The following is an 18,426-nucleotide window of genomic DNA, read 5'->3' as shown; positions in this document are numbered from 1 at the left end:
AACTGAGCGCTGTACATATGGGTAAACCCTTGTGTTTGTATTCTGTATACAGATATTGCACTACAATTTGTAAAATGAATCGGACGCTCCGGCGCTTGTCCTGCAATGTTGCATCCGTGACCGGCGGCGTTATCAAACACAGACGTGTTAAAAGAGCATCATGAACAACAAACTTATGAAACTGCAGTCTCGTCCCGACTACGTAGACGAAGTGTATAAAGCGCTGCTTGACGCAATTAGCGATGGCACTCTTGCACCGGGAATGCGCATCACCCAGGAAGAGATCGCCGAACAGATGGCGGTTTCCCGCTCGCCGGTGCTACAGGCATTACGCTTACTGAAAAAAGACGGATTTGTTCAGGACGCGCCAGGAAGAGGCATTTTGGTATCTCCTCTGGACCCTGACTGGACCGGCAGGCTTTACGAAATACGGGGCGCGCTGGACATGCTTGCGGTTCGTCTTGCTGCCGAGCGCAAGGCAGAAATAGATCCGGAACTGATCGTTAATGGTCGTCAAGCCTCCAAAAGTGGTGTGGTCAAAGCGCTTATCGATACGGACATTGCCTTTCATACCGCCATATACCAGGCTTCGGGCAATCCGCTGATTGCCGAAAGCGCGCTGGTGCACTGGAACCATTTGCGACGAGTCATGGGTGCGGTGCTGCAATCGTCTGCACAACGGCAATCCATTTGGGATGAACATGAAGCCATTGCCAACGCAATAGCCGAAGGTGACAGCAAACGCGCGGTGGAACTGACCGATTTACATACCAGTCGCGCCCGTGTGAGTCTGGTAAAACGACTGGATGAAGTACTCAAACAGCAAAGCAACCAGGACACAGCCTGATCACTCTGCTTGTCGTTACAGCAATCAGATTTCTGCCGTAACAATGGGCCGGCGCACGCTCCCTGTCTCGTTCTGAGCCTTCGTTGCTGCTTGCTTTTTACTGTTCACCATTCTGCCCGGGACGGCAAAGACCAGCGCGCTACCGATCAACATGCTGATCGCCAAGCCATACACGCCGCCACCGGTAGCGCCGGTATGGGTCTGAAACCAGCCGATCAGATATGGACTGACCACACCCGAGATACTCCCGACCGAGTTTGCAAGCGCAATCCCGGCAGCCGCCGCCGCTCCCCCCAGAATAGCCGGCGGCAATGTCCAGAACTGGGAAATGGTTGTCATCACTCCCATCGTTCCTATCGTTAATGCAACAATAGCAATTGTCGGGCTATGGGCAAAGACGACACTCGCGCATAGACTCAGCGCGCCCACGATACCCGGGATGGCCAGATGCCACCTGCGTTCGCCCTTTTCGTCCGAGCGTCGGCTGACCAGAATCATTGCCAGCGTTGCGGCTGCATACGGAATTGCGGTAAGCAGTCCGATATTGAGAGGATCGTTTACACCGGTAGCCTTGATCAGCGACGGCAGCCAGAAACTCACGCCATACAGTCCCATGGTGAAACAGAAATAAATGCAGCTCATCAGCCAGATTTTAGGATCAAGCAAGCCTTCTTTGACTGAATGCAATTGGTGGCTCTGCTTGTCCGCATCCAGGTTCGAGCTTATCAGCCGTTTTTCTGCAGCATTGAGCCATTTGGCGTCAGATACCCGGTCATCCAGATAGAAAAAAGCAATAATACCGACAAGAACGGTCGGAATGCCTTCCAGCACAAACAGCCACTGCCATCCCGTCAGGCCATATACGCCGCCCATACCATTCAATATCCAGCCGGACAGTGGTCCGCCAATCACACCTGACATAGGAATGCCGGTAAGGAACAGAGCGGTCACTTTACTTCTGCGTGATGATGGAAACCAGTACGTCAGGTACAGCAAAATGGCGGGAATAAAACCGGCTTCAGCGACCCCCAGCAAAAATCTCAGAATATAAAAACTGGTTGGTGTAGTCACAAACATCATGCAGGCCGATAGCGCTCCCCAGGTCACCATGATCCTGGCAATCCAGCGTCGCGCGCCGACACGCAACAGTATCAGATTGCTTGGCACCTCAAACAACAAATAGCCCACAAAAAATATCCCGGCGCCCAATCCGTAAACTTCTTCGCTGAACGACAGATCATTCAACATTTGTAATTTGGCAAAACTCACATTGATACGGTCTAGATATGCGCACATATAACAAAGAAAGAGAAATGGCAATAACCGCCACATCACTTTCCTGTATAGCCCTGCCTCGTCTTTGACAGCACCTTGTTCAACATCATTTTCAATCTGCATTATTGTCTCCACCGAAAAAAGGATTATTTGGCCGGCCCGATTGTTGTCATCTCAAGCTTGTTCGCTTCGCATGACGCGGGTCATGTGAAACGCTGCCAAATAAACATTAATCAAACATGTCAGGCTGCGTAGCCACCAGTTGATCCCAGATTGCCTGGAAATGCAGCCAGCCGATGTATTCACTGCCCACATGTTCCCGGCTATAACGTGCGCGCTCTGGCGTTACCAGGCGAGGCGTAATCCCGGTTGCCTCGATCATCAGTTGCTGCTGGCAGCAACGCTCAAGTGCAATAAACCAGAATGCCGCAGCCTCTATGCTGTGACGGCTCGCCGTCAGCAAGCCGTGATTCTGATGAATTGCCGCTTTCACGCCGGCAAATGCATTGGCCACTTTATGCCCAGCCTTGACCTCTACCGCGACCTGCCCGGCTTCGTCACCGATCACCACATGATCTTCAAAAAACGCAGCGGCATCCTGACTGATGGGCGCCAGTGGTTTTCCCAAAGCTGCAAATGCAGTTCCGTACACCGTATGTGCATGGCACATGGCAACAATATCCTGATGCTGCTCGTGTACGGCTGCGTGCAAGACAAACCCTGCCCTGTTAATGGCGTGCCTGCCTTCGACAACCTTGCCGGTGTGATCGGCAAGAATCAGGTTTGATACCTTTACTTGTGAAAAATGAACTGCCATCGGATTGGTCCAATACAGCCCCGGGTCTTCCGGATCCCGAATGGTCAGGTGTCCGGCAAACCCGTAGTCGTAGCCCTGCAAGGCAAATGCACGGCAGGCGGCGACAAGCCGTTCTTTCAAATGCTGCCTGTGCGCCGATACAGTCGTAAACTGCGGGAGCTCGGGAAAGATCAACTCTTTTTGTTCAGGCTGGTAAATGGATACACGACCGTCATCGAGCGCAATATCGGTTTTTTCAAGTACAGCTGCCATGCGTTTTCTCCTGTTAAATACTCAATAGATGAACTTTGAACGTCCACATCGTCACACGCACCCGCAACCTTGACAAACGATAGTTCTTCATGGAATCATGAATGTGATTCATGGATAATGAAAAATATGAGAAACATCCCGCACTTCACCTTGCTACGCGCCTTTGAGTCGGCCGCTCGCTTAAAAAGCTTTACACTGGCTGCACAGGAATTGCATTTGACCCAATCGGCAATCAGTCATCAGGTCCGCAAACTTGAAGACTATTTTGGCTGCGCGCTCTTTATCAGGCGCAATCGGCGTGTAGAGCTCACACTCGAAGGCCAGCGGTTCCTGGAGAGTCTTTCAAGAATATTTGACGTTATTGAAGCTGCCTGCGCCGAAGTGTCGCTCGCACCCAAGGCTCAGGTGCTCGCGCTCTATTGCGCCCCCAGCCTGGCCGTCAAATGGCTCGGACCCAAGTTGCCGCATTTCATGAAAGCGCATCCTGATATTACGATTCGCCTGACTACCGGGTCGGAACAGGTGGATCTGGTTCGCATGCGCGAACTGGACATTTCGATTTGTTATGGCACGATCATCGAACGCGCCGGCATTGTGAATGAGCCGCTTGGCACCGAGAGAAATGTGCCCTTGTGTTCACCCTCGTTGGTGGAGGCTGGCGCAGACGCAGCGGCACTGATAAAAAAACTGGTTCTGATTGATTCACAATTGAATAATGTGACCTGGGCCAGCTGGTTTACCTTGAACAACCTTCGGTTGCCGGCCAGGCCTCGGCCATCATTTGATCGTGCCGCGATGTCGCTATCGGCGGCAACCGACGGCATGGGCGTGGCATTGGAAAGTACACGCCTGGCCGAGCGCGAGTTGGCCCGCGGCGATCTGATCGAACTGGGACAAGGTGTCTTTAAAGAAATGGATGTGGTCACCCACACGGTGTCCTGGCGCGCCGATGAAAGCCAAGTGCCAAAAATTCGTATCTTCAAGGATTGGCTATATCAGATCGCCGAAGCGCAGCCTACATAGGTGGCGGAAACAGCACAGGCGGCTGTCCGTCTTCCCATGGTGCATATTTGTGCATCACCCGCGCAAAGATTGCTGACTGCTTCCAGTTTTCAAGCCAGCGCAGCACATGCGGCCAGGCCTGCGTTTCAAACCACGCAAAATCAGTATGCGCAAACTGCCTGACAAACGGAGCAATGGCCATGTCGGCAAGCGCGCAATGCGTACCCGAAAGATAAGGCGTACGACTCAGGGTGCCTTCCAGTGTCATTAACCAGCCTGCCGCCTGAGTGCGGTGCTGCAATCCGTGTTCAAGATCGTAACGTTGCGGATATTTGTAGCGGTCAAGATGACACTTGAAATCCTGCTCGCAGGACTCGATAAGCGCCAGCATATCGGCCAGCGAACACCCGGCCGGCGCCAGCCAGCCAGATGGATCATTTTGGCGCAAGGCCCATAGCATGATATCCAGGCTTTGTTCAAGCACCTGCCCATTGGGAAGAATCAATACCGGCACAGTTCCCTTTGGCGAGGCAGCCAGCATGGCAGCAGGCTTGTTGCGCAGAACGATTTCACGCAATTGGCAGGTCTGCGCGCTGGCCGCGATAGCCAGCCGGGCGCGCATGGCGTACGGGCAGCGTCGGAACGAATAGAGAACAGGATGGGACATAAAAAAGCCAGAATAAAAAAAGGATGCCTGCCTCACATTCGTGAAGTGCAGGCATGCTTTGACTCTACCACATTCGCTTGCCAAAGGTGCTGGCAGTGCTATTTTTTGCTGGTATCGCCGGCCGCAGGATTTTTCAGCGCGGCCATGGCCTTTTCGTAATCGGCATGCGCGGCTGCGCGGTCCTGGCCACCATACTCAACGCTCAGATATTCCACCACGGCAGGAATCATATCGTCCTGCAACGGCGGTTGGGGTCTTGCATGTATCTTCCTTTTTTTGTAGCACCGGCGCGCCACACAGCGCCACTATGAGCCGTCGCTGCATGTGGGCCGGCATGACTGACATGCAACAGACAGGGCAATATGCTTTTTATATTACGACAAGTGATTTAATCGGTATAGAACCAGTTGGTTTGCCCTCATGAGGCCAGGAGCGCGCAGCCCGCATGCAAATACACCAAATCAAGCACTTATTAGATATTGAGGGCTACAACAAAAATATACATGGATACACAGTTGCAATAATGTCGCAGTAACAGAGCCACGCCATACCAGAATGCCTGGCATACTCGATCAGCCTGCATCGTCCAGAAGCACTTTCACCTGGCCGCGCCGGCATACGATATGGCACCCCTGGTGCTTCAGCAGAATGTTGCGATCGTGTCCAAGCGCATGCACTTGCCGCAGTTGCAGCAGCCACTGGTTCAGTCGCGCTTCAGTAGGCATGGCAATATGCAGGCGATGCAACCACTGGCGCAGCACGTTGGCCTGGCGATGTTGCGGCAGTTCGCGCCAACGGGCCAGAGAAAAGCCAAGTCCGTCTTCAGAAAGCAGACAATGCTGCAGATCCATATCGCCCAGGTCTTGCAGCAGCAAGGTGCTTTCTGCCATCACGCGCGCATGACGCAGCAGATTCCCCTGCCACTGGGGCCAGCGCTTATTCAGGACCGGTGTAAGCAGGGTGCGCACGGCGGCTCGGGTATATTTTTCATCCCGATTGGTCGGGTCCTGCACGGCCATCCATCCGGTCTGCGCTTCATAACGGGCAGCGGCGTCCAGGATCCGGTTGCGCCCCACAGCCAGCCATGGACGGGATAACCGCAGGGACCCGCGCCGGGTCTGGGCCGCCATCCCTGACATGCCCTGCACGCCGGCTCCGCGTAACAGGCGCAGCAGCATGGTTTCGGCCTGATCGTCACGATGATGGGCAAGCAGCATATGATGGCAATCGTGATTTAACGACCAGTGTTCGAATGCGTTATAGCGCGCCAGTCGAGCCGCCGCTTCAATACCTTTGCCTGAATCGGATGCGACCTGCACCGGCAGCAAATGAAATGCCACGCCAACCTGTTGTGCCAGTTGTGCCGTATGCGCGGCCCAGGCGTCAGCCGCCGCCACCAACCCGTGGTGTACATGAACAGCATGAATGGTTTTTTTTTGCTGCGTGGCAATCTGGGCTGCGGCAACCAGCAACATGGCCGAATCGGCGCCGCCGCTTACCCCAATTGCAATATTGCCTGCGTCTATCGTGCAAAGAACAGCATGCAAGGGCTCAAGAAGCGTGGTGTCTTCAAGCCAGCCCGGCTGCTGCAAGAAAGAATTATTTGTCCTGGACACGACCATAAGACATGAGTCGCTCCAGTCTTCTATCCAGAAGCTCATCAACGTCCATACCAGACACCTGCCGCAGCGCTTCGGAAAGCGAGCGCTTCAGGGTTTTGGCCATGGTCACGGCATCGCGTTGCGCGCCACCCACCGGCTCGGGTACAACTGTATCGATCAGACCAAACTCCAGCAGCCGTGGCGCGGTAATGCCCAGTGCTTCGGCCGCCACAGGTGCCTTGTCGGCACTGCGCCAGAGAATGGACGCACAGCCTTCAGGGGAAATGACACCATAGGTGGAGTATTGCAGCATCTGCACGACATCACCCACTGCGATGGCAAGCGCGCCGCCCGAGCCGCCTTCGCCAATTATCGTGGCAATAATGGGAACACGCAATTCTGCCATGGCATACAAATTGTGCCCGATGGCTTCAGATTGCCCGCGCTCTTCGGCGCCAATACCGGGATAGGCGCCCGGTGTATCCACAAAAGTGAATATCGGCAATTGGAATTTTTCTGCCAGACGCATCAGACGCCGCGCCTTGCGATAGCCTTCGGGGCGTGGCATGCCGAAATTGCGCTTGGCGCGCTCTTTGGTGTCGCGCCCTTTCTGGTGGCCGATAACCATGCAGGCTTCGCCGGAGAATCGGGCCAGGCCCCCCACGATGGACAGATCGTCTTCATACATGCGATCGCCATGCAGTTCGTGAAAATCGGTGAAGATTTCACGGACATAGTCCATGGTATACGGTCTTTGCGGATGCCTGGCAACCAGTGCGGTCTGCCAGGGCGTGAGTTTGGAATAGATACTGTTGGTCAGACTCTCGCTTTTTTGCTGCAGTTTGGTGATTTCTTCGGAAATGTCGACTGCCGAATCAGAGGAAACATGGCGCAACTGCTCGATCTTCTGTTCGAGCTCTGCTATAGGTCCTTCAAATTCTAAAAAAGTAAATTTCATAGTTGTCTTGTCATGAATGGTTGTTCACGCGCACCCGGCTACGCCTTTAAAGGCTGCGCCATAAGTACCATGTCGCCACTGTTCGCCACGGTTGCCATGATTGTGCTACTTCGCGTACCTCGTACCGTGATACAGGTTCACCGCTAAAATAGTGCGCCGAGATTGCCTTGAGCAGCCCCTGGTCATCGATTGGCAGAATATCTGGTCTGTGCAAATTAAAAATAAGGAACATTTCCGCCGTCCAGCGGCTGATGCCCCGAATTGCACATAATTCGGTAATGATATCTTCGTCATCCATTTTAGACCATTTCAGCGGATTTACTTTACGCTCGTTGAAATGATTCGCCAAATCCAGAATGTATTCCGTTTTTCGCCTGGACAACCCCGCTTCCCGCCATTGCGCCTCATTGTATTCAAGAACAGTGGCCGGCGATGGCCGATGACCGCAAAGCTGTGTGAAATTTTTCCAGTGCAGGTCTGCCGTCTTGGACGAAATCTGCTGGCCGATAATGGCCCGCGCCAATGTGACAAAGGCCGTTTTGTTGGTAGCCAGCCATAAATCGGGATTGGCCGGAATGATTTTGCGAAGAATGCGATCTTTCTTGATCAGAAATGTAACGGCCTCGTCCCAATATTCGGGCTTTACCGGCGCAGGTGCTGCAGATGACATGTCTTCCCCTATCAGGCGCGACGCCATTGCGTCAGGCCACCTGGTTTATCCTCAAGTTCCACGCCCTGCTCCTTGAGCTGTGCACGGATCTGATCGGCCTTGCCGAAATCACGGTCCTGCTTGGCCTGGCTACGCTGCTCGATCAGTGCTTCGATATCAGGCTCGCTCAAGGCCGTTGCGGCTACAGACTGACCTTCACGCTTGATATAGCGTGTCGGCGACTGCAGGTAATGCTGCGGATCCTGTTGCAACAGGCCCAATACCCCGCCCAGTGCCCGGATCCGGCCGCTGAGCGTTGCGCTGTTGCGCCGGTTTGCTTCGGTAACCATATCAAACAGGACAGCAATGGCCACAGCGGTATTGAAGTCGTCATCCATGGCGGCTTTGAACGCCTGTTCAAAATCCAGCGACCAATCGATGGATGCAGTATCGGTCACCCCGGTATTGTTGAACGTCTGATAAATTCGATCCAGCGCAGCCTGTGCATTGTACAGGTTATCTGGTGTAAAGTTCTGCGGGCTCCGGTAATGGTTGCGCACCACAAAAAACCGCAGCATTTCCGCTTCGCGCATGTTGATCCGGTAATCGGCCGATGCGCTATCGGGCTCTGAGCTGACAGTATCACGGATTGTCCTGAAATTGCCCAATGATTTGGACATTTTTTCATCATCCACCATCAGCGGGCCACAATGCATCCACCAATTGGCCAGCGTACCGCCGTAGGCGCCTTCGGACTGCGCGATTTCGTTCTCATGATGCGGAAACTTCAGATCAGGGCCGCCGCCATGGATATCCAGAGGCTGGCCAAGCAGTTCCCGGCTCATGGCCGAACATTCAATGTGCCAACCGGGACGACCGCGCCCGAAAGGCGAATCCCAGATGGAGTCTTCGGGTTCGTTGGGTTTAGCCTGCTTCCACAGAACGAAATCGAACGGGTCACGCTTGCCGTCGGAGACGGCAACCCGGTTGCCCGCGCGCAGATCATCCAGCACTTTGCCCGATAGCTTGCCGTAACCAGGAAAACTGCGTACCGCATAGTTAACGTCCCCATCGGGGGTCTGGTACGCCAGGTCCTTGTCCTGCAAGTCCTTGATAATTTGCAGCATACCGGGTATATACATGGTGGCGCGGGGCTCCCGATCGGGAGGCTGTACGTTCAGCGCCCGCTCATCGGCATGCATGGCGTCGGTATAGAAAGACGTAACGGCATGTAAAGGCTGGTTCAGCGACACGGCCTTATTGATGATTTTGTCGTCGATATCGGTGATATTGCGTACATAGTCGACCTGATAGCCGCTTTGGCGCAGCCAGCGCTGAACCACGTCGAAGCTGACCAGCATACGGGCATGGCCCAGGTGACAGAAATCATAGACCGTCATGCCGCAAACGTACATCCGCACTTTGCCGGGCTCTACCGTAACAAAAGGCGCTTTGGCGCGGGAAAGGGTATTGAATATTTGCATGGCGGAAATAAAAAACCAGACGTGCCAACGGTCGGGATTGACCGGTGCAACAAAGAAAAAAAAAGCCGTAGCAGGTTAGGGTTTATACGCCGCACGCTCAACTAAGGCTAAAATACGAAGGAGTAAGTATAGCAAGTCCTCACCAGAGGCTGCATGTACTTGAAGGTTTTCTTTCACGATTTTCTGGATAAGCGCTGTGAAACTTAATGTTATTCACCGTTCGCTGTTAGTGTGCTCCCTGTGCCTGTTGCCAGCGCTGCAGGCAATGGCCCAGCAGGCGACAACCCCGTATCAGGCCGGCTCGACGCCTTCAGGCGGCGCCGCCGATGGCATCCCCTCGCCAATGTACGCCCAGGACAACGGCGCCAACGCGCGCGAGCCCGGCTGGCAGGGGCTGGCAAACGTTCTGAAAAAGCTGGAACCGTCGGTTGACACGTCCATTCCGGAAACGGCTTCGGGCGCGGCAAGCCGTCTGAGCGCAATGATCACGCAGGGCCAGGCAGCCAAGGCGCTGCAGGAGATAGAACGGCGCCAGAATGCCAATGATCGTATTATCGCGCCGGCAACAGATGTTCAATTGCTGTTTCTGAAAGGGCGCGCGCTAGCAGCGCTGGACCGCAAGCCGCAGGCGCTGGAGGTCTATCGCAGCATGACGTCCAGCTACCCGGAGCTGGCCGAACCATGGAACAATATGGCCGCGCTCTATCTGCAAGCGGGGCTTACGGACCCGGCCTATGAGGCGCTCAAAACCGCTCTATCAATTAATCCCCGTTATGGGGTTGCATTGCGCAATATGGGTATGGTGCAATTGATGCTGTCCCAGAAAGCGTTTGCCGATGCTTCCCGCCATGGCATCCCCGGGGCGGCAGCCCAGGCGCAGGCCATCGGACGCATCATCGAAGGTAACTGAACGTGATATCACACTTTGCATTTTCACGCCGCATCGCCGGCTTCGCTCTGGGGGCCGTTCTGTCGGTCGCCGCGCTACAGGCGGCACACGCCGCAGATTCTTCAACTAAAAAGGAAACATCCATGAGTCAGCCACAGGTCAAACTGCAAACCAATCAGGGCGATTTCGTCCTGGAACTGGATGCTGAGAAAGCACCGGTTACCACAGAAAACTTTCTGAAATATGTCAATAATGGTTTCTTCGACAACCTGATCTTTCACCGCGTGATCAAAGGATTCATGATCCAAGGTGGCGGTTTTGACGTTGACATGAAACAGAAAGAGACCGAAGCGCCGATCAAAAATGAAGCCGATAACGGCTTGAAAAACGACAAATACACCATTGCCATGGCTCGCACCAACGATCCGCAATCGGCCACTGCCCAGTTTTTCATTAATGCCAAGGACAACGATTTCCTGAACTTCTCGGCTCCTACTGCCCAAGGCTGGGGCTATGCCGTATTTGGTAAAGTTGTCCAGGGTCAGGACGTGATCGACAAAATCGAGGGCGTAAAAACCGGTAACCGTGGTTTCCATCAAGATGTGCCGGTTGAACCCATCATCATTGAAAAAGCCAGCGTTGTCGAAAACTGATTTTACGCTGCCCGGAACAGTCTGGGTCGCCTCGGATATTCATCTGGCGCGGCAGGTTCCCGAAACCTGCCGCGGTTTCTATGCTTTTCTGGCAGAGGCGGCAGCGCATGCCAACGGGCTTATACTGGCAGGTGATATTTTTGACGCCTGGATTGGCGACGATGCCGCGCTCAATGGTCCCGAACCATGGCTGCAGGAAGCCATCGGGCATCTGGCCGAAACGGCCAAAAAAATCCCGCTGTTCATAGGCCATGGCAATCGTGATTTTCTGATGGGTCCGGATCTGGCCCGTGCGCTGGGCGCGACGCTCATGCCCGATTCGACCCTGTTTCACACCGATGCCGGCCCCATCCATATCAGCCACGGCGACGAGCTATGTACACACGACGTGTCCTTCCAGCGTTTCCGTAAACTGTCGCGCCATCCATTGATACGACGGCTGTTTCTGGCCCTGCCATTGCAAGTACGACGGGCGATCGCGCGTCGCGCCCGCAAGACCAGCATGCATGCGCATGGCACAAAACCAATGTATCTGATGGATGTCGCCCATGAGGCGATATCGGACATATTCCGCGATCATCCCGCGCTGATTCATATGGTCCATGGCCATACACACAAACCCAAGTGCCATCAATTCGAAGACTATGGGACGCAACGGTGTCGCTGGGTGTTACCCGACTGGGAATGGGATCACCCGCCTTTTCGGGGCGGCTATCTATCGATCAGCGCAGCTGGGATCACCATGCACGGCTATACGGCGCCAGACGCCGGTCAAACAGAACAACAATAAGCCCGCGCGGCACGGCCGGATCGGACCGCAGCTCCCCGCTTGAGTCCGCCACAGTCCGCGCCGTATACCCCTGACAGTCGCCTGCGCGCGCTAGCGGCCCTGAAATAGCGGCTTGCGCTTTTCCCGAAACGCTTTGCTGCCCTCCCGATAATCCTCGCTCATTCCCATCTCGCGCTGCAGTTCAATTTCCAGTTCGAGTTGTTCGGGCAGGCTGTTATCGGCGCTCGCGTACAGTGCGTGTTTGGTTGCCGCCAGCGCGCGCGTCGCGCCGGTGGTCAGTTGCGTATGGACGGTTTGCATTTGCGATTGCAGTTGATCATCGGCAATGCACTTCCAGATCATGCCCCATTGTTCGGCCTGTTCGCCAGATATCGGTTCTGCCAGCATGGCTGCGCCCATGGCGCGCTGGGTGCCGATCAGACGCGGCAGAAAATGAGTAGACCCGGCGTCCGGCACCAGACTGATTTTGGCAAATGCCTGAATAAATTTGGCAGATTTGACCGCAAAAACCAGATCGCAGGCCAGCGCCAGGCTCATGCCTGCCCCGGCTGCCACGCCATTGACGAAACAAACAATCGGTGCCGGCAAGGCACGCATCCGCAAAATCAGTGGTTTGTAATTTTTCTCCAGCGCTTCGCCCAGGTCACGAAACTGGCCCGGCTCCAGCGGCTGGCGCTCACCCAGGTCCTGACCCGCACAAAACCCGCGCCCTGCCCCGGTCAGGATGACCCCGCGTAAATCCGCCCGCGACTCAAGAAAGTCCAGGACGTCGCGCAACTCGCTGTGCATCTGCCCCGTAAAGCTGTTGAGTTTGTCCGGCCTGTTGAGCGTGATATATCCCACGCTGTCGCGATACTCAAACAAAATCGTCTCATAGTCTTTTTTTTCCACAGCTGCACTCCCCTGAAAATTCCAAACTGACCGACGCAAGCATGGCTATCGGCTTCAATAAACCCGTCATCATAACCAATCTGACAATAAGTCATTGGCAAACAATCGGTACAGACCCTATCTCACTACAAATTTCCGGGGATCGCAATTCTGTATTCCGGAAGCCCCCGTTCGCCTGTTTTTGAGCCTGGTGCCGCTTGAGGGAAAACGTGAGTTAAGTGTGTCTGAAGTTATCCTTCGGGAAAAACAGATTGCCAATCGGGGACCCCGAATCAATACTGTACGACATATGCAATTTTAGATACAGGAATAGCCCATGACCGTGAGCAACCAGGCGCTGGACGCCGGCGCAGACAAGTACTACCACACCCAGCTACAGGCCGGCGTGTTTACCATTCAGCGCTGTGGCCAATGTAACAACAGCATCTTCTACCCGCGCATGATCTGTCCCCACTGCGGCAGCGACGACCTGCAATGGTACGAACCCTCAGGCAAGGGCACGGTGTATTCCACCACCGTCGTTCGCAACAAACCGGAAAAAGGCGGCGACTATAATGTATCCCTGATCGACCTGGAGGAAGGCCCCCGTATGATGAGCCGGGTAGAACAGATCACGCCTGACGAGGTGAAAATCGGCCTGGCGGTCAGCGCCCGCATCAAGCAGACAGACGACAGCACGTGGCTGGTCTTTGTTCCAGCAGGAGATCAAGCATGATAGACGCGAAACTGCGCGGTGCAACCGCAATTGTCGGTGTCGGACATGCAGGGCTGGGGCTGGCAGAGGGCTATACCGAAATGGAAATTCTGGTTCAGGCCGCCACGCGTGCCGTGCACGACGCAGGCCTGACCATGCAGGATATCGACGGCATCGCCACGGCCAGCGTCGCCTCGACCATGTGGGCGATGCCGGTGATCGAGCACCTGGGCATCAAACCGACCTTTATTGATAACACGATGGTGGGCGGCTCCAGTTTTGTTGCGCACCTGATGCCGGCCATGCAGGCATTAGCCTCCGGCCAGTGCAATGCCGTGCTCGTCTGTTACGGCAGTACGCAACGCAGCTCCACACTGAATCGGGCCGCGATCGGCAACATGCGCAAGGTCATGGACCCGCAGCCTTACGAAAACCCTTATCAACCCTTGAGCCCGCTAAGCTCCTATGCACTGGCTGCCGCCCGGCACATGCATCAATACGGCACGACTCGCGAACATCTGGCCGAGGTAGCCGTTGCCGCCCGACAATGGGCCCAGCTCAATCCCGAGGCTTCCATGCGCGATCCGCTCACGATTGATCAGGTGCTCTCGGCACGCATGGTGTCTGATCCGCTGACCGTGCGCGATTGTTGCCTGGTGAGCGATGGCGCCGGCGCCTATGTGCTGGTGCGAGCCGACCGGGCCAAAACGCTCAAGCAGAAACCCGTTTACGTCCTGGGTAACTCCACGGCCGTGTGGAATCGCCAGATTTCCTCCATGGGCGATCTGACCGTGACCGCAGCCAAACAGTCCGGGAAAATTGCGTTTGAAATGGCCGGCGTCAAGCCCTCGGATATTGACGTCGCCGAGGTATATGACGCGTTTACCATCAATACGATTCTGTTCATGGAAGACCTGGGTTTTTGCCGCAAGGGCGAAGGCGGGGATTTTGTAAGCAAAGGCGGCATCGCCCCCGGCGGACACTTGCCGGTCAACACTAACGGCGGAGGCCTCTCTTGCGTGCATCCGGGCATGTACGGGATTTTTATTCTGATCGAAGCGGTCAGGCAGTTAAGGGGACAATGCGATGCCCGCCAGGTTGCCGACGCCCAACTTGCTGTCGTCCATGGCAACGGTGGCACGCTCTCGAGCCAATCGACTGCGATATTGGGTACCGAAGCGGCACTTTGAGAATCATTAACTGTCGCCCAGGGAACAAATCATACGGACCTGGACAAGGGACAACGTCAGGCTTGGCGCAATGACGGTAGATGAAGATCTGCCGGCAGGCTGCCGTAAAGACGCCAAGCAGGCGCATACACAACAATAGCCGGGCAAGCTGCCCTACATTGGAATGAGATGATAAACAAGATTCTAGAAACACACGAAGCAGCATTGAGCCAAATCCCCGAAGGGGCGTCCATCATGGTGGGCGGCTTTGGCGACGCAGGCATTCCATTTGAAATGCTGGCCAGTCTTGCAAAAATGGGGACTCGCAATTTAACGATCATCAGCAATAACGCCGGCACGCGCGAGGTCGGTATAGCCCGTCTGATCAAAAATGGCCAGGTCAGAAAAATCATCTGCTCTCATCCCCGCCCTCCGCAATCGGATGTGTTCGCGCAGGCGTTTCGTGCCGGCACGATTGAGCTCGAATGCACCCCACAAGGCACCCTGGCCGAAAGAATGCGTGCAGCCGGCGCGGGACTGGGTCCGTTTTTTACGCCTACCGGCTATGGCACGCGCGTATCGGAAAACAAGGAAGAACGCGTCGTCAACGGTGTTGGCTATGTGCTGGAAGAACCCCTGCATGCCGATTTTGCGCTGGTGCGTGCCCATCTGGGAGATCGTTGGGGCAATCTGACCTATCGCTGGGCAGCCAGAAACTTCAATCCCGTCATGTGTACTGCCGCCAAACACACCATCGCGCAAGTCGATAAAGTGGTCGAACTGGGCAGTATTCATCCCGAACAGGTCATGACCCCGGGAATTTTTGTGAAACATATCGTACTTGCAGGAGCGCAGCATGACTGACTACATCCGTCTTGACAGGGAACAGATTGCTAGACTGGTAGCCAACAGCCTGCCCGATGGCGCCTATGTCAATCTTGGTATCGGCATGCCTACGTCTGTCGCAGACTACCTGCCGCCAGACAGGGAAATTATCCTGCACAGCGAGAACGGCATTCTGGGCATGGGACGCAGCGCGATTAATGACGAAATCGATACCGACATCATCAACGCCAGCCGTAAACCCATTGTCCTGTTGCAGGGCGCCTCTATTACCGAACACACCAATTCATTTGCCATGATGCGTGGCGGACATCTGGACTACTCGATCCTGGGCGGCTTTCAGGTTGCCGAAAACGGGGACCTGGCAAACTGGATCACCGATGCGCCCAATGCGATTGCAGCGATTGGCGGCGCGATGGACCTGGCCGTAGGAGCAAAGCAGGTGCTGGTCATGATGGAACATACAACCAAGACCGGTGCAGCCAAATTATTGCATCATTGCACCTACCCGCTGACAGGCGCCGGCGTGGTCGATTATGTTTACACCGATCTGGCCATCGTCCAGGTGTGCGAGGGCCGCTTTATTATACGTGCCATGGTGCAAGGACTGACACAGCAACAGTTGCAGGACCTGAGCGAGGCGACGCTGCACATGGATGGCCCATGCCAGACAATCCGGGTGGACAGTGCAGGACTACCCTATCTGGATTGAACAGCAGATTGGCAGTGTAATGTAGCGGGTGGCGCGCAAGTGCCAGGAGGAACCCGAAACATGCCCTACCATTGAGCATCAAAAAGGTTGCGCTACCTTGCCCTATCCTGAAAAACGCCCGCAACCGGCGATTACAAGTGTGATTGATTACACGGCGACAAAGCACCACTGGCAGGCATCTATTGTCTGCCATCAAGAGCAATATAAAATCCAAGGAGACATCATGAAGACAAGATTCAACAGACTGCGGCATCTGATGCTGCACGCAAGCGTGCTGGCATTCGGGCTGGCGCTAAGCGCAGGCGCTCAGGCCTTTCCCGACAAACCCATTACGCTGCTGATTCCTTATCCACCGGGCGGCAGCGCCGATATGCTGGCCCGGCCGATTGCCGCGCAGATGCAGAAAACAATCAAACAACCGGTTGTTCTTGAATACCGTCCCGGCGCCGGTGGCACCATCGCTACGGCACAACTGGCACGATCCAAACCCGATGGCTATACCGTGCTAATGGTGCTGGCTGCGCACGCGATCAACCCCAGCATGTATAAATCGCTGCCCTACGATACCGAGAAGGATTTCGCGCCGGTGTCGGTCCTGGCTACCTTGCCCATGCTGGTCACCGCCGCCAAGCAGACACCGGCAAATACGACGCAGGAGTTGATCGACTATGCCAAGGCCAACCCGGACAAGCTCACGTTCGCCTCTGCTGGTAATGGCAACACCAGTCATCTGGCGGCAGAACTGTTCAAAAGCGCCACCGACACCAAAATGATCCATGTGCCCTACAAAGGTAGCGGACCCGCCGTGGTGGCCATGCTCTCCGGCGAAGTCTCGCTGATGTTTGACAGCATTTCCACCTCCCTGCCCCATGTGAAGGCGGGCAAACTCAAAGGCCTTGCCGTTACAGGAGCAAAGCGTTCGGCTGTCCTGCCCGATGTTCCTACTGTGGCTGAATCCGGTGTGCCAGGCTTTGAGGTCAATGGCTGGTACGGTATCCTGGCGCCGGCGGGCACCCCTGAGGACGCACTCATGCAACTGAACAAGGCATTCAATGATGCAGCCCAAACGCCTGCAGTCAGGCAGCAACTGACCCAATACGGCTACGAAATAGAGGGTTCAACACCCGGGCAATTTGCCGATCTCATTACAGCTGAAATAAAAAAATGGAAAACCGCAGTCGACCAGTCAGGCGCCCGCATCGAATAACGCCGGGCCTGCAGCTGTGTATTGCGAAAGGCGCGTTTCTATGCGCCTTTCGACCACGAACTGACCAATGGAGACATCATGTCAAAACGTTCCCTGCGTTTCACTCCCCTGCTGTTGCTGCTGTCCCCCGCCCTCGTCTGGGCAAGCGATCACTGGCCTGACAAGCCCGTCAAACTGGTGGTCGGCTATGCAGCCGGCGGACCGGTAGACACGGCCGCCCGGCAATTTGCCAAATTTCTGGGCGACCAGGTCGGACAGCCTGTCGTTATCGAAAACAAAACCGGCGCCAGTGGCATCATCGCTGCGGAAAATGTAGCACGGGCTCCGGCCGACGGCAGCGTGCTGTATTTTCTGGCCAGCCCGACGCTGACCATCACACCGCATATTCAAAAAGGAATCCAGATCGACAAGGATAGGGATTTCCGCTACCTGGGCAACCTGGTCGAATATACCAATGTGCTGGTCGTCAATAACAAACTGCCTGTTAAAAACATCAGTGAACTGGTTGCCTACGCCAAAGCCAATCCTGGCGCCTTATCCTTTGGTTCGGCAGGGGTAGGATCATCCAACCAACTATCTGCCGAACTGCTCAAGCAGCGAACCGACACAGAAATGCTGCACGTTCCCTATCGCGGCAATGCGCCGGCCATGATCGATGTGATTGGCGGGAAGACGTCAATGATGTTTGACATCACCGGTACGGCGATCAATTACATCAACAGTGGCAAGGTGCGGGCCCTGGCGGTCACCTCCAAAGAACGTAATCGCGCTTTACCCGACGTTCCATCTATGTCCGAAGCGGGCATTGACGACTATGATGTAACCGGCTGGTACGGTGTTGTCGGTCCCGCAAAACTGGACGACGCTACCGCCGGGCAGATTGAAAAAGCCTTGAAGACGGTCTCTGAATTGCCCGAGTACCGCAAGCAGATGGAAAAAGTGGGCTACACCATTTCGCTGCGCAGTGGCAAGCAACTGAAGTCACGTATCGATAACGAATACCGGTTGTGGGGCGAGGTCACTGCA

Annotated in this window: 20 protein-coding genes; 11 read left to right on the top strand and 9 right to left on the bottom strand. The window is 55.1% G+C overall.

Features of this window, described 5'->3' with window-relative positions:
- Nucleotides 1–160: 160 nt before the first annotated feature.
- Nucleotides 161–847: a GntR family transcriptional regulator gene (locus tag ACTIKR_RS09260; protein ID WP_193087489.1), complete on the top strand. Its 687-nt coding sequence runs from the start codon at nt 161–163 to the stop codon at nt 845–847.
- A gap of 24 nt (nt 848–871) precedes the next feature.
- Here the strand turns inward: ACTIKR_RS09260 and ACTIKR_RS09255 are convergent, their stop codons facing one another.
- Together ACTIKR_RS09255 and ACTIKR_RS09250 are read right to left on the bottom strand one after the other, a co-directional pair.
- Nucleotides 872–2,245, bottom strand: coding sequence for an MFS transporter (locus ACTIKR_RS09255; RefSeq protein ID WP_442327703.1), 1,374 nt, complete (start codon nt 2,243–2,245; stop codon nt 872–874).
- A gap of 106 nt (nt 2,246–2,351) precedes the next feature.
- Nucleotides 2,352–3,191, bottom strand: coding sequence for a class II aldolase/adducin family protein (locus ACTIKR_RS09250; protein WP_193087487.1), 840 nt, complete (start codon nt 3,189–3,191; stop codon nt 2,352–2,354).
- A 126-nt stretch (nt 3,192–3,317) separates the two neighbouring features.
- On the opposite strand from ACTIKR_RS09250, the gene ACTIKR_RS09245 reads away from it, so the two are divergent.
- Nucleotides 3,318–4,214, top strand: a complete 897-nt coding sequence (locus ACTIKR_RS09245; RefSeq protein ID WP_442327702.1) for a LysR substrate-binding domain-containing protein — start codon at nt 3,318–3,320, stop codon at nt 4,212–4,214.
- Here ACTIKR_RS09245 and ACTIKR_RS09240 read toward each other — a convergent pair.
- The 6 genes from ACTIKR_RS09240 to cysS form a co-directional block, all read right to left on the bottom strand.
- A complete protein-coding gene (locus ACTIKR_RS09240; protein ID WP_193087485.1) occupies nt 4,207–4,860 on the bottom strand; it encodes a glutathione S-transferase in 654 nt (217 codons plus the stop codon). The two genes, ACTIKR_RS09245 and ACTIKR_RS09240, sit on opposite strands and share 8 nt — an antisense overlap.
- Before the next feature lie 98 nt (nt 4,861–4,958).
- Complete coding sequence (locus tag ACTIKR_RS09235) at nt 4,959–5,090, bottom strand: hypothetical protein (protein ID WP_255509664.1); 132 nt, start codon at nt 5,088–5,090, stop codon at nt 4,959–4,961.
- 342 nt (nt 5,091–5,432) lie between these two features.
- Nucleotides 5,433–6,452, bottom strand: a complete 1,020-nt coding sequence (gene tilS, locus ACTIKR_RS09230; RefSeq protein ID WP_442327701.1) for a tRNA lysidine(34) synthetase TilS — start codon at nt 6,450–6,452, stop codon at nt 5,433–5,435.
- Nucleotides 6,453–6,459: 7 nt separating this feature from the next.
- A complete protein-coding gene (locus ACTIKR_RS09225; protein ID WP_442327700.1) occupies nt 6,460–7,419 on the bottom strand; it encodes an acetyl-CoA carboxylase carboxyltransferase subunit alpha in 960 nt (319 codons plus the stop codon).
- A 46-nt stretch (nt 7,420–7,465) separates the two neighbouring features.
- Nucleotides 7,466–8,089 carry a DNA-3-methyladenine glycosylase family protein gene (locus tag ACTIKR_RS09220; protein WP_193087482.1) on the bottom strand — a complete coding sequence of 208 codons (624 nt, stop codon included), beginning with the start codon at nt 8,087–8,089 and terminating at the stop codon, nt 7,466–7,468.
- 11 nt (nt 8,090–8,100) lie between these two features.
- Nucleotides 8,101–9,552 carry a cysteine--tRNA ligase gene (gene cysS, locus ACTIKR_RS09215; protein WP_442327699.1) on the bottom strand — a complete coding sequence of 484 codons (1,452 nt, stop codon included), beginning with the start codon at nt 9,550–9,552 and terminating at the stop codon, nt 8,101–8,103.
- Nucleotides 9,553–9,748: 196 nt separating this feature from the next.
- Here cysS and ACTIKR_RS09210 point away from each other — a divergent pair, with 196 nt between their 5' ends.
- The 3 genes from ACTIKR_RS09210 (at nt 9,749) to ACTIKR_RS09200 (ending at nt 11,884) form a co-directional block, all read left to right on the top strand.
- Nucleotides 9,749–10,462: a tetratricopeptide repeat protein gene (locus tag ACTIKR_RS09210; protein ID WP_193087480.1), complete on the top strand. Its 714-nt coding sequence runs from the start codon at nt 9,749–9,751 to the stop codon at nt 10,460–10,462.
- 122 nt (nt 10,463–10,584) lie between these two features.
- Nucleotides 10,585–11,094, top strand: a complete 510-nt coding sequence (locus tag ACTIKR_RS09205; protein WP_193087479.1) for a peptidylprolyl isomerase — start codon at nt 10,585–10,587, stop codon at nt 11,092–11,094.
- A complete protein-coding gene (locus tag ACTIKR_RS09200; RefSeq protein ID WP_442327698.1) occupies nt 11,081–11,884 on the top strand; it encodes a UDP-2,3-diacylglucosamine diphosphatase in 804 nt (267 codons plus the stop codon). The genes ACTIKR_RS09205 and ACTIKR_RS09200 overlap by 14 nt, the downstream gene beginning before the upstream one ends.
- 90 nt (nt 11,885–11,974) lie before the next feature.
- Here ACTIKR_RS09200 and ACTIKR_RS09195 read toward each other — a convergent pair whose 3' ends face one another.
- A complete protein-coding gene (locus tag ACTIKR_RS09195; RefSeq protein ID WP_193087477.1) occupies nt 11,975–12,775 on the bottom strand; it encodes an enoyl-CoA hydratase in 801 nt (266 codons plus the stop codon).
- Nucleotides 12,776–13,091: 316 nt separating this feature from the next.
- Here ACTIKR_RS09195 and ACTIKR_RS09190 point away from each other — a divergent pair, with 316 nt between their 5' ends.
- The 6 genes from ACTIKR_RS09190 to ACTIKR_RS09165 all read left to right on the top strand — a co-directional run.
- Entirely contained in the window at nt 13,092–13,490 is a 399-nt protein-coding gene (locus tag ACTIKR_RS09190; protein WP_442327697.1) for a Zn-ribbon domain-containing OB-fold protein, read from the top strand.
- On the top strand, nt 13,487–14,659 hold the full coding sequence (locus tag ACTIKR_RS09185) for a thiolase (RefSeq protein ID WP_442327696.1): 1,173 nt from the start codon (nt 13,487–13,489) through the stop codon (nt 14,657–14,659). The genes ACTIKR_RS09190 and ACTIKR_RS09185 overlap by 4 nt, the downstream gene beginning before the upstream one ends.
- A 168-nt stretch (nt 14,660–14,827) precedes the next feature.
- Nucleotides 14,828–15,502, top strand: a complete 675-nt coding sequence (locus ACTIKR_RS09180) for a 3-oxoacid CoA-transferase subunit A (RefSeq protein ID WP_193087474.1) — start codon at nt 14,828–14,830, stop codon at nt 15,500–15,502.
- Entirely contained in the window at nt 15,495–16,193 is a 699-nt protein-coding gene (locus tag ACTIKR_RS09175) for a 3-oxoacid CoA-transferase subunit B (protein WP_193087473.1), read from the top strand. The genes ACTIKR_RS09180 and ACTIKR_RS09175 overlap by 8 nt, the downstream gene beginning before the upstream one ends.
- 223 nt (nt 16,194–16,416) lie before the next feature.
- Entirely contained in the window at nt 16,417–17,400 is a 984-nt protein-coding gene (locus ACTIKR_RS09170; protein WP_370540168.1) for a Bug family tripartite tricarboxylate transporter substrate binding protein, read from the top strand.
- A 78-nt stretch (nt 17,401–17,478) separates the two neighbouring features.
- Nucleotides 17,479–18,426: Bug family tripartite tricarboxylate transporter substrate binding protein (locus ACTIKR_RS09165; RefSeq protein ID WP_442327695.1), on the top strand; the 948-nt coding region annotated here is incomplete at its 3' end.

Source organism: Advenella sp., assembly GCF_052108595.1.
Lineage (GTDB): Bacteria > Pseudomonadota > Gammaproteobacteria > Burkholderiales > Burkholderiaceae_B > Advenella.
Note: the sequence above shows the minus strand (reverse complement) of the source record. Positions and strands in the feature narration are given on the sequence as shown.

Coding starts and splice junctions, on each gene's coding strand:
- ACTIKR_RS09185 (WP_442327696.1), top strand. CDS start 13,487: ATGATAGACGCGAAACTGCGCGGTGCAACCGCAATTGTCGGTGTCGGA.
- ACTIKR_RS09220 (WP_193087482.1), bottom strand. CDS start 8,089: ATGTCATCTGCAGCACCTGCGCCGGTAAAGCCCGAATATTGGGACGAG.
- ACTIKR_RS09175 (WP_193087473.1), top strand. CDS start 15,495: ATGACTGACTACATCCGTCTTGACAGGGAACAGATTGCTAGACTGGTA.
- ACTIKR_RS09235 (WP_255509664.1), bottom strand. CDS start 5,090: ATGATTCCTGCCGTGGTGGAATATCTGAGCGTTGAGTATGGTGGCCAG.
- ACTIKR_RS09260 (WP_193087489.1), top strand. CDS start 161: ATGAACAACAAACTTATGAAACTGCAGTCTCGTCCCGACTACGTAGAC.
- ACTIKR_RS09250 (WP_193087487.1), bottom strand. CDS start 3,191: ATGGCAGCTGTACTTGAAAAAACCGATATTGCGCTCGATGACGGTCGT.
- cysS (WP_442327699.1), bottom strand. CDS start 9,552: ATGCAAATATTCAATACCCTTTCCCGCGCCAAAGCGCCTTTTGTTACG.
- ACTIKR_RS09190 (WP_442327697.1), top strand. CDS start 13,092: ATGACCGTGAGCAACCAGGCGCTGGACGCCGGCGCAGACAAGTACTAC.
- ACTIKR_RS09255 (WP_442327703.1), bottom strand. CDS start 2,245: ATGCAGATTGAAAATGATGTTGAACAAGGTGCTGTCAAAGACGAGGCA.
- ACTIKR_RS09240 (WP_193087485.1), bottom strand. CDS start 4,860: ATGTCCCATCCTGTTCTCTATTCGTTCCGACGCTGCCCGTACGCCATG.
- ACTIKR_RS09180 (WP_193087474.1), top strand. CDS start 14,828: ATGATAAACAAGATTCTAGAAACACACGAAGCAGCATTGAGCCAAATC.
- ACTIKR_RS09245 (WP_442327702.1), top strand. CDS start 3,318: ATGAGAAACATCCCGCACTTCACCTTGCTACGCGCCTTTGAGTCGGCC.
- ACTIKR_RS09170 (WP_370540168.1), top strand. CDS start 16,417: ATGAAGACAAGATTCAACAGACTGCGGCATCTGATGCTGCACGCAAGC.
- ACTIKR_RS09205 (WP_193087479.1), top strand. CDS start 10,585: ATGAGTCAGCCACAGGTCAAACTGCAAACCAATCAGGGCGATTTCGTC.
- ACTIKR_RS09225 (WP_442327700.1), bottom strand. CDS start 7,419: ATGAAATTTACTTTTTTAGAATTTGAAGGACCTATAGCAGAGCTCGAA.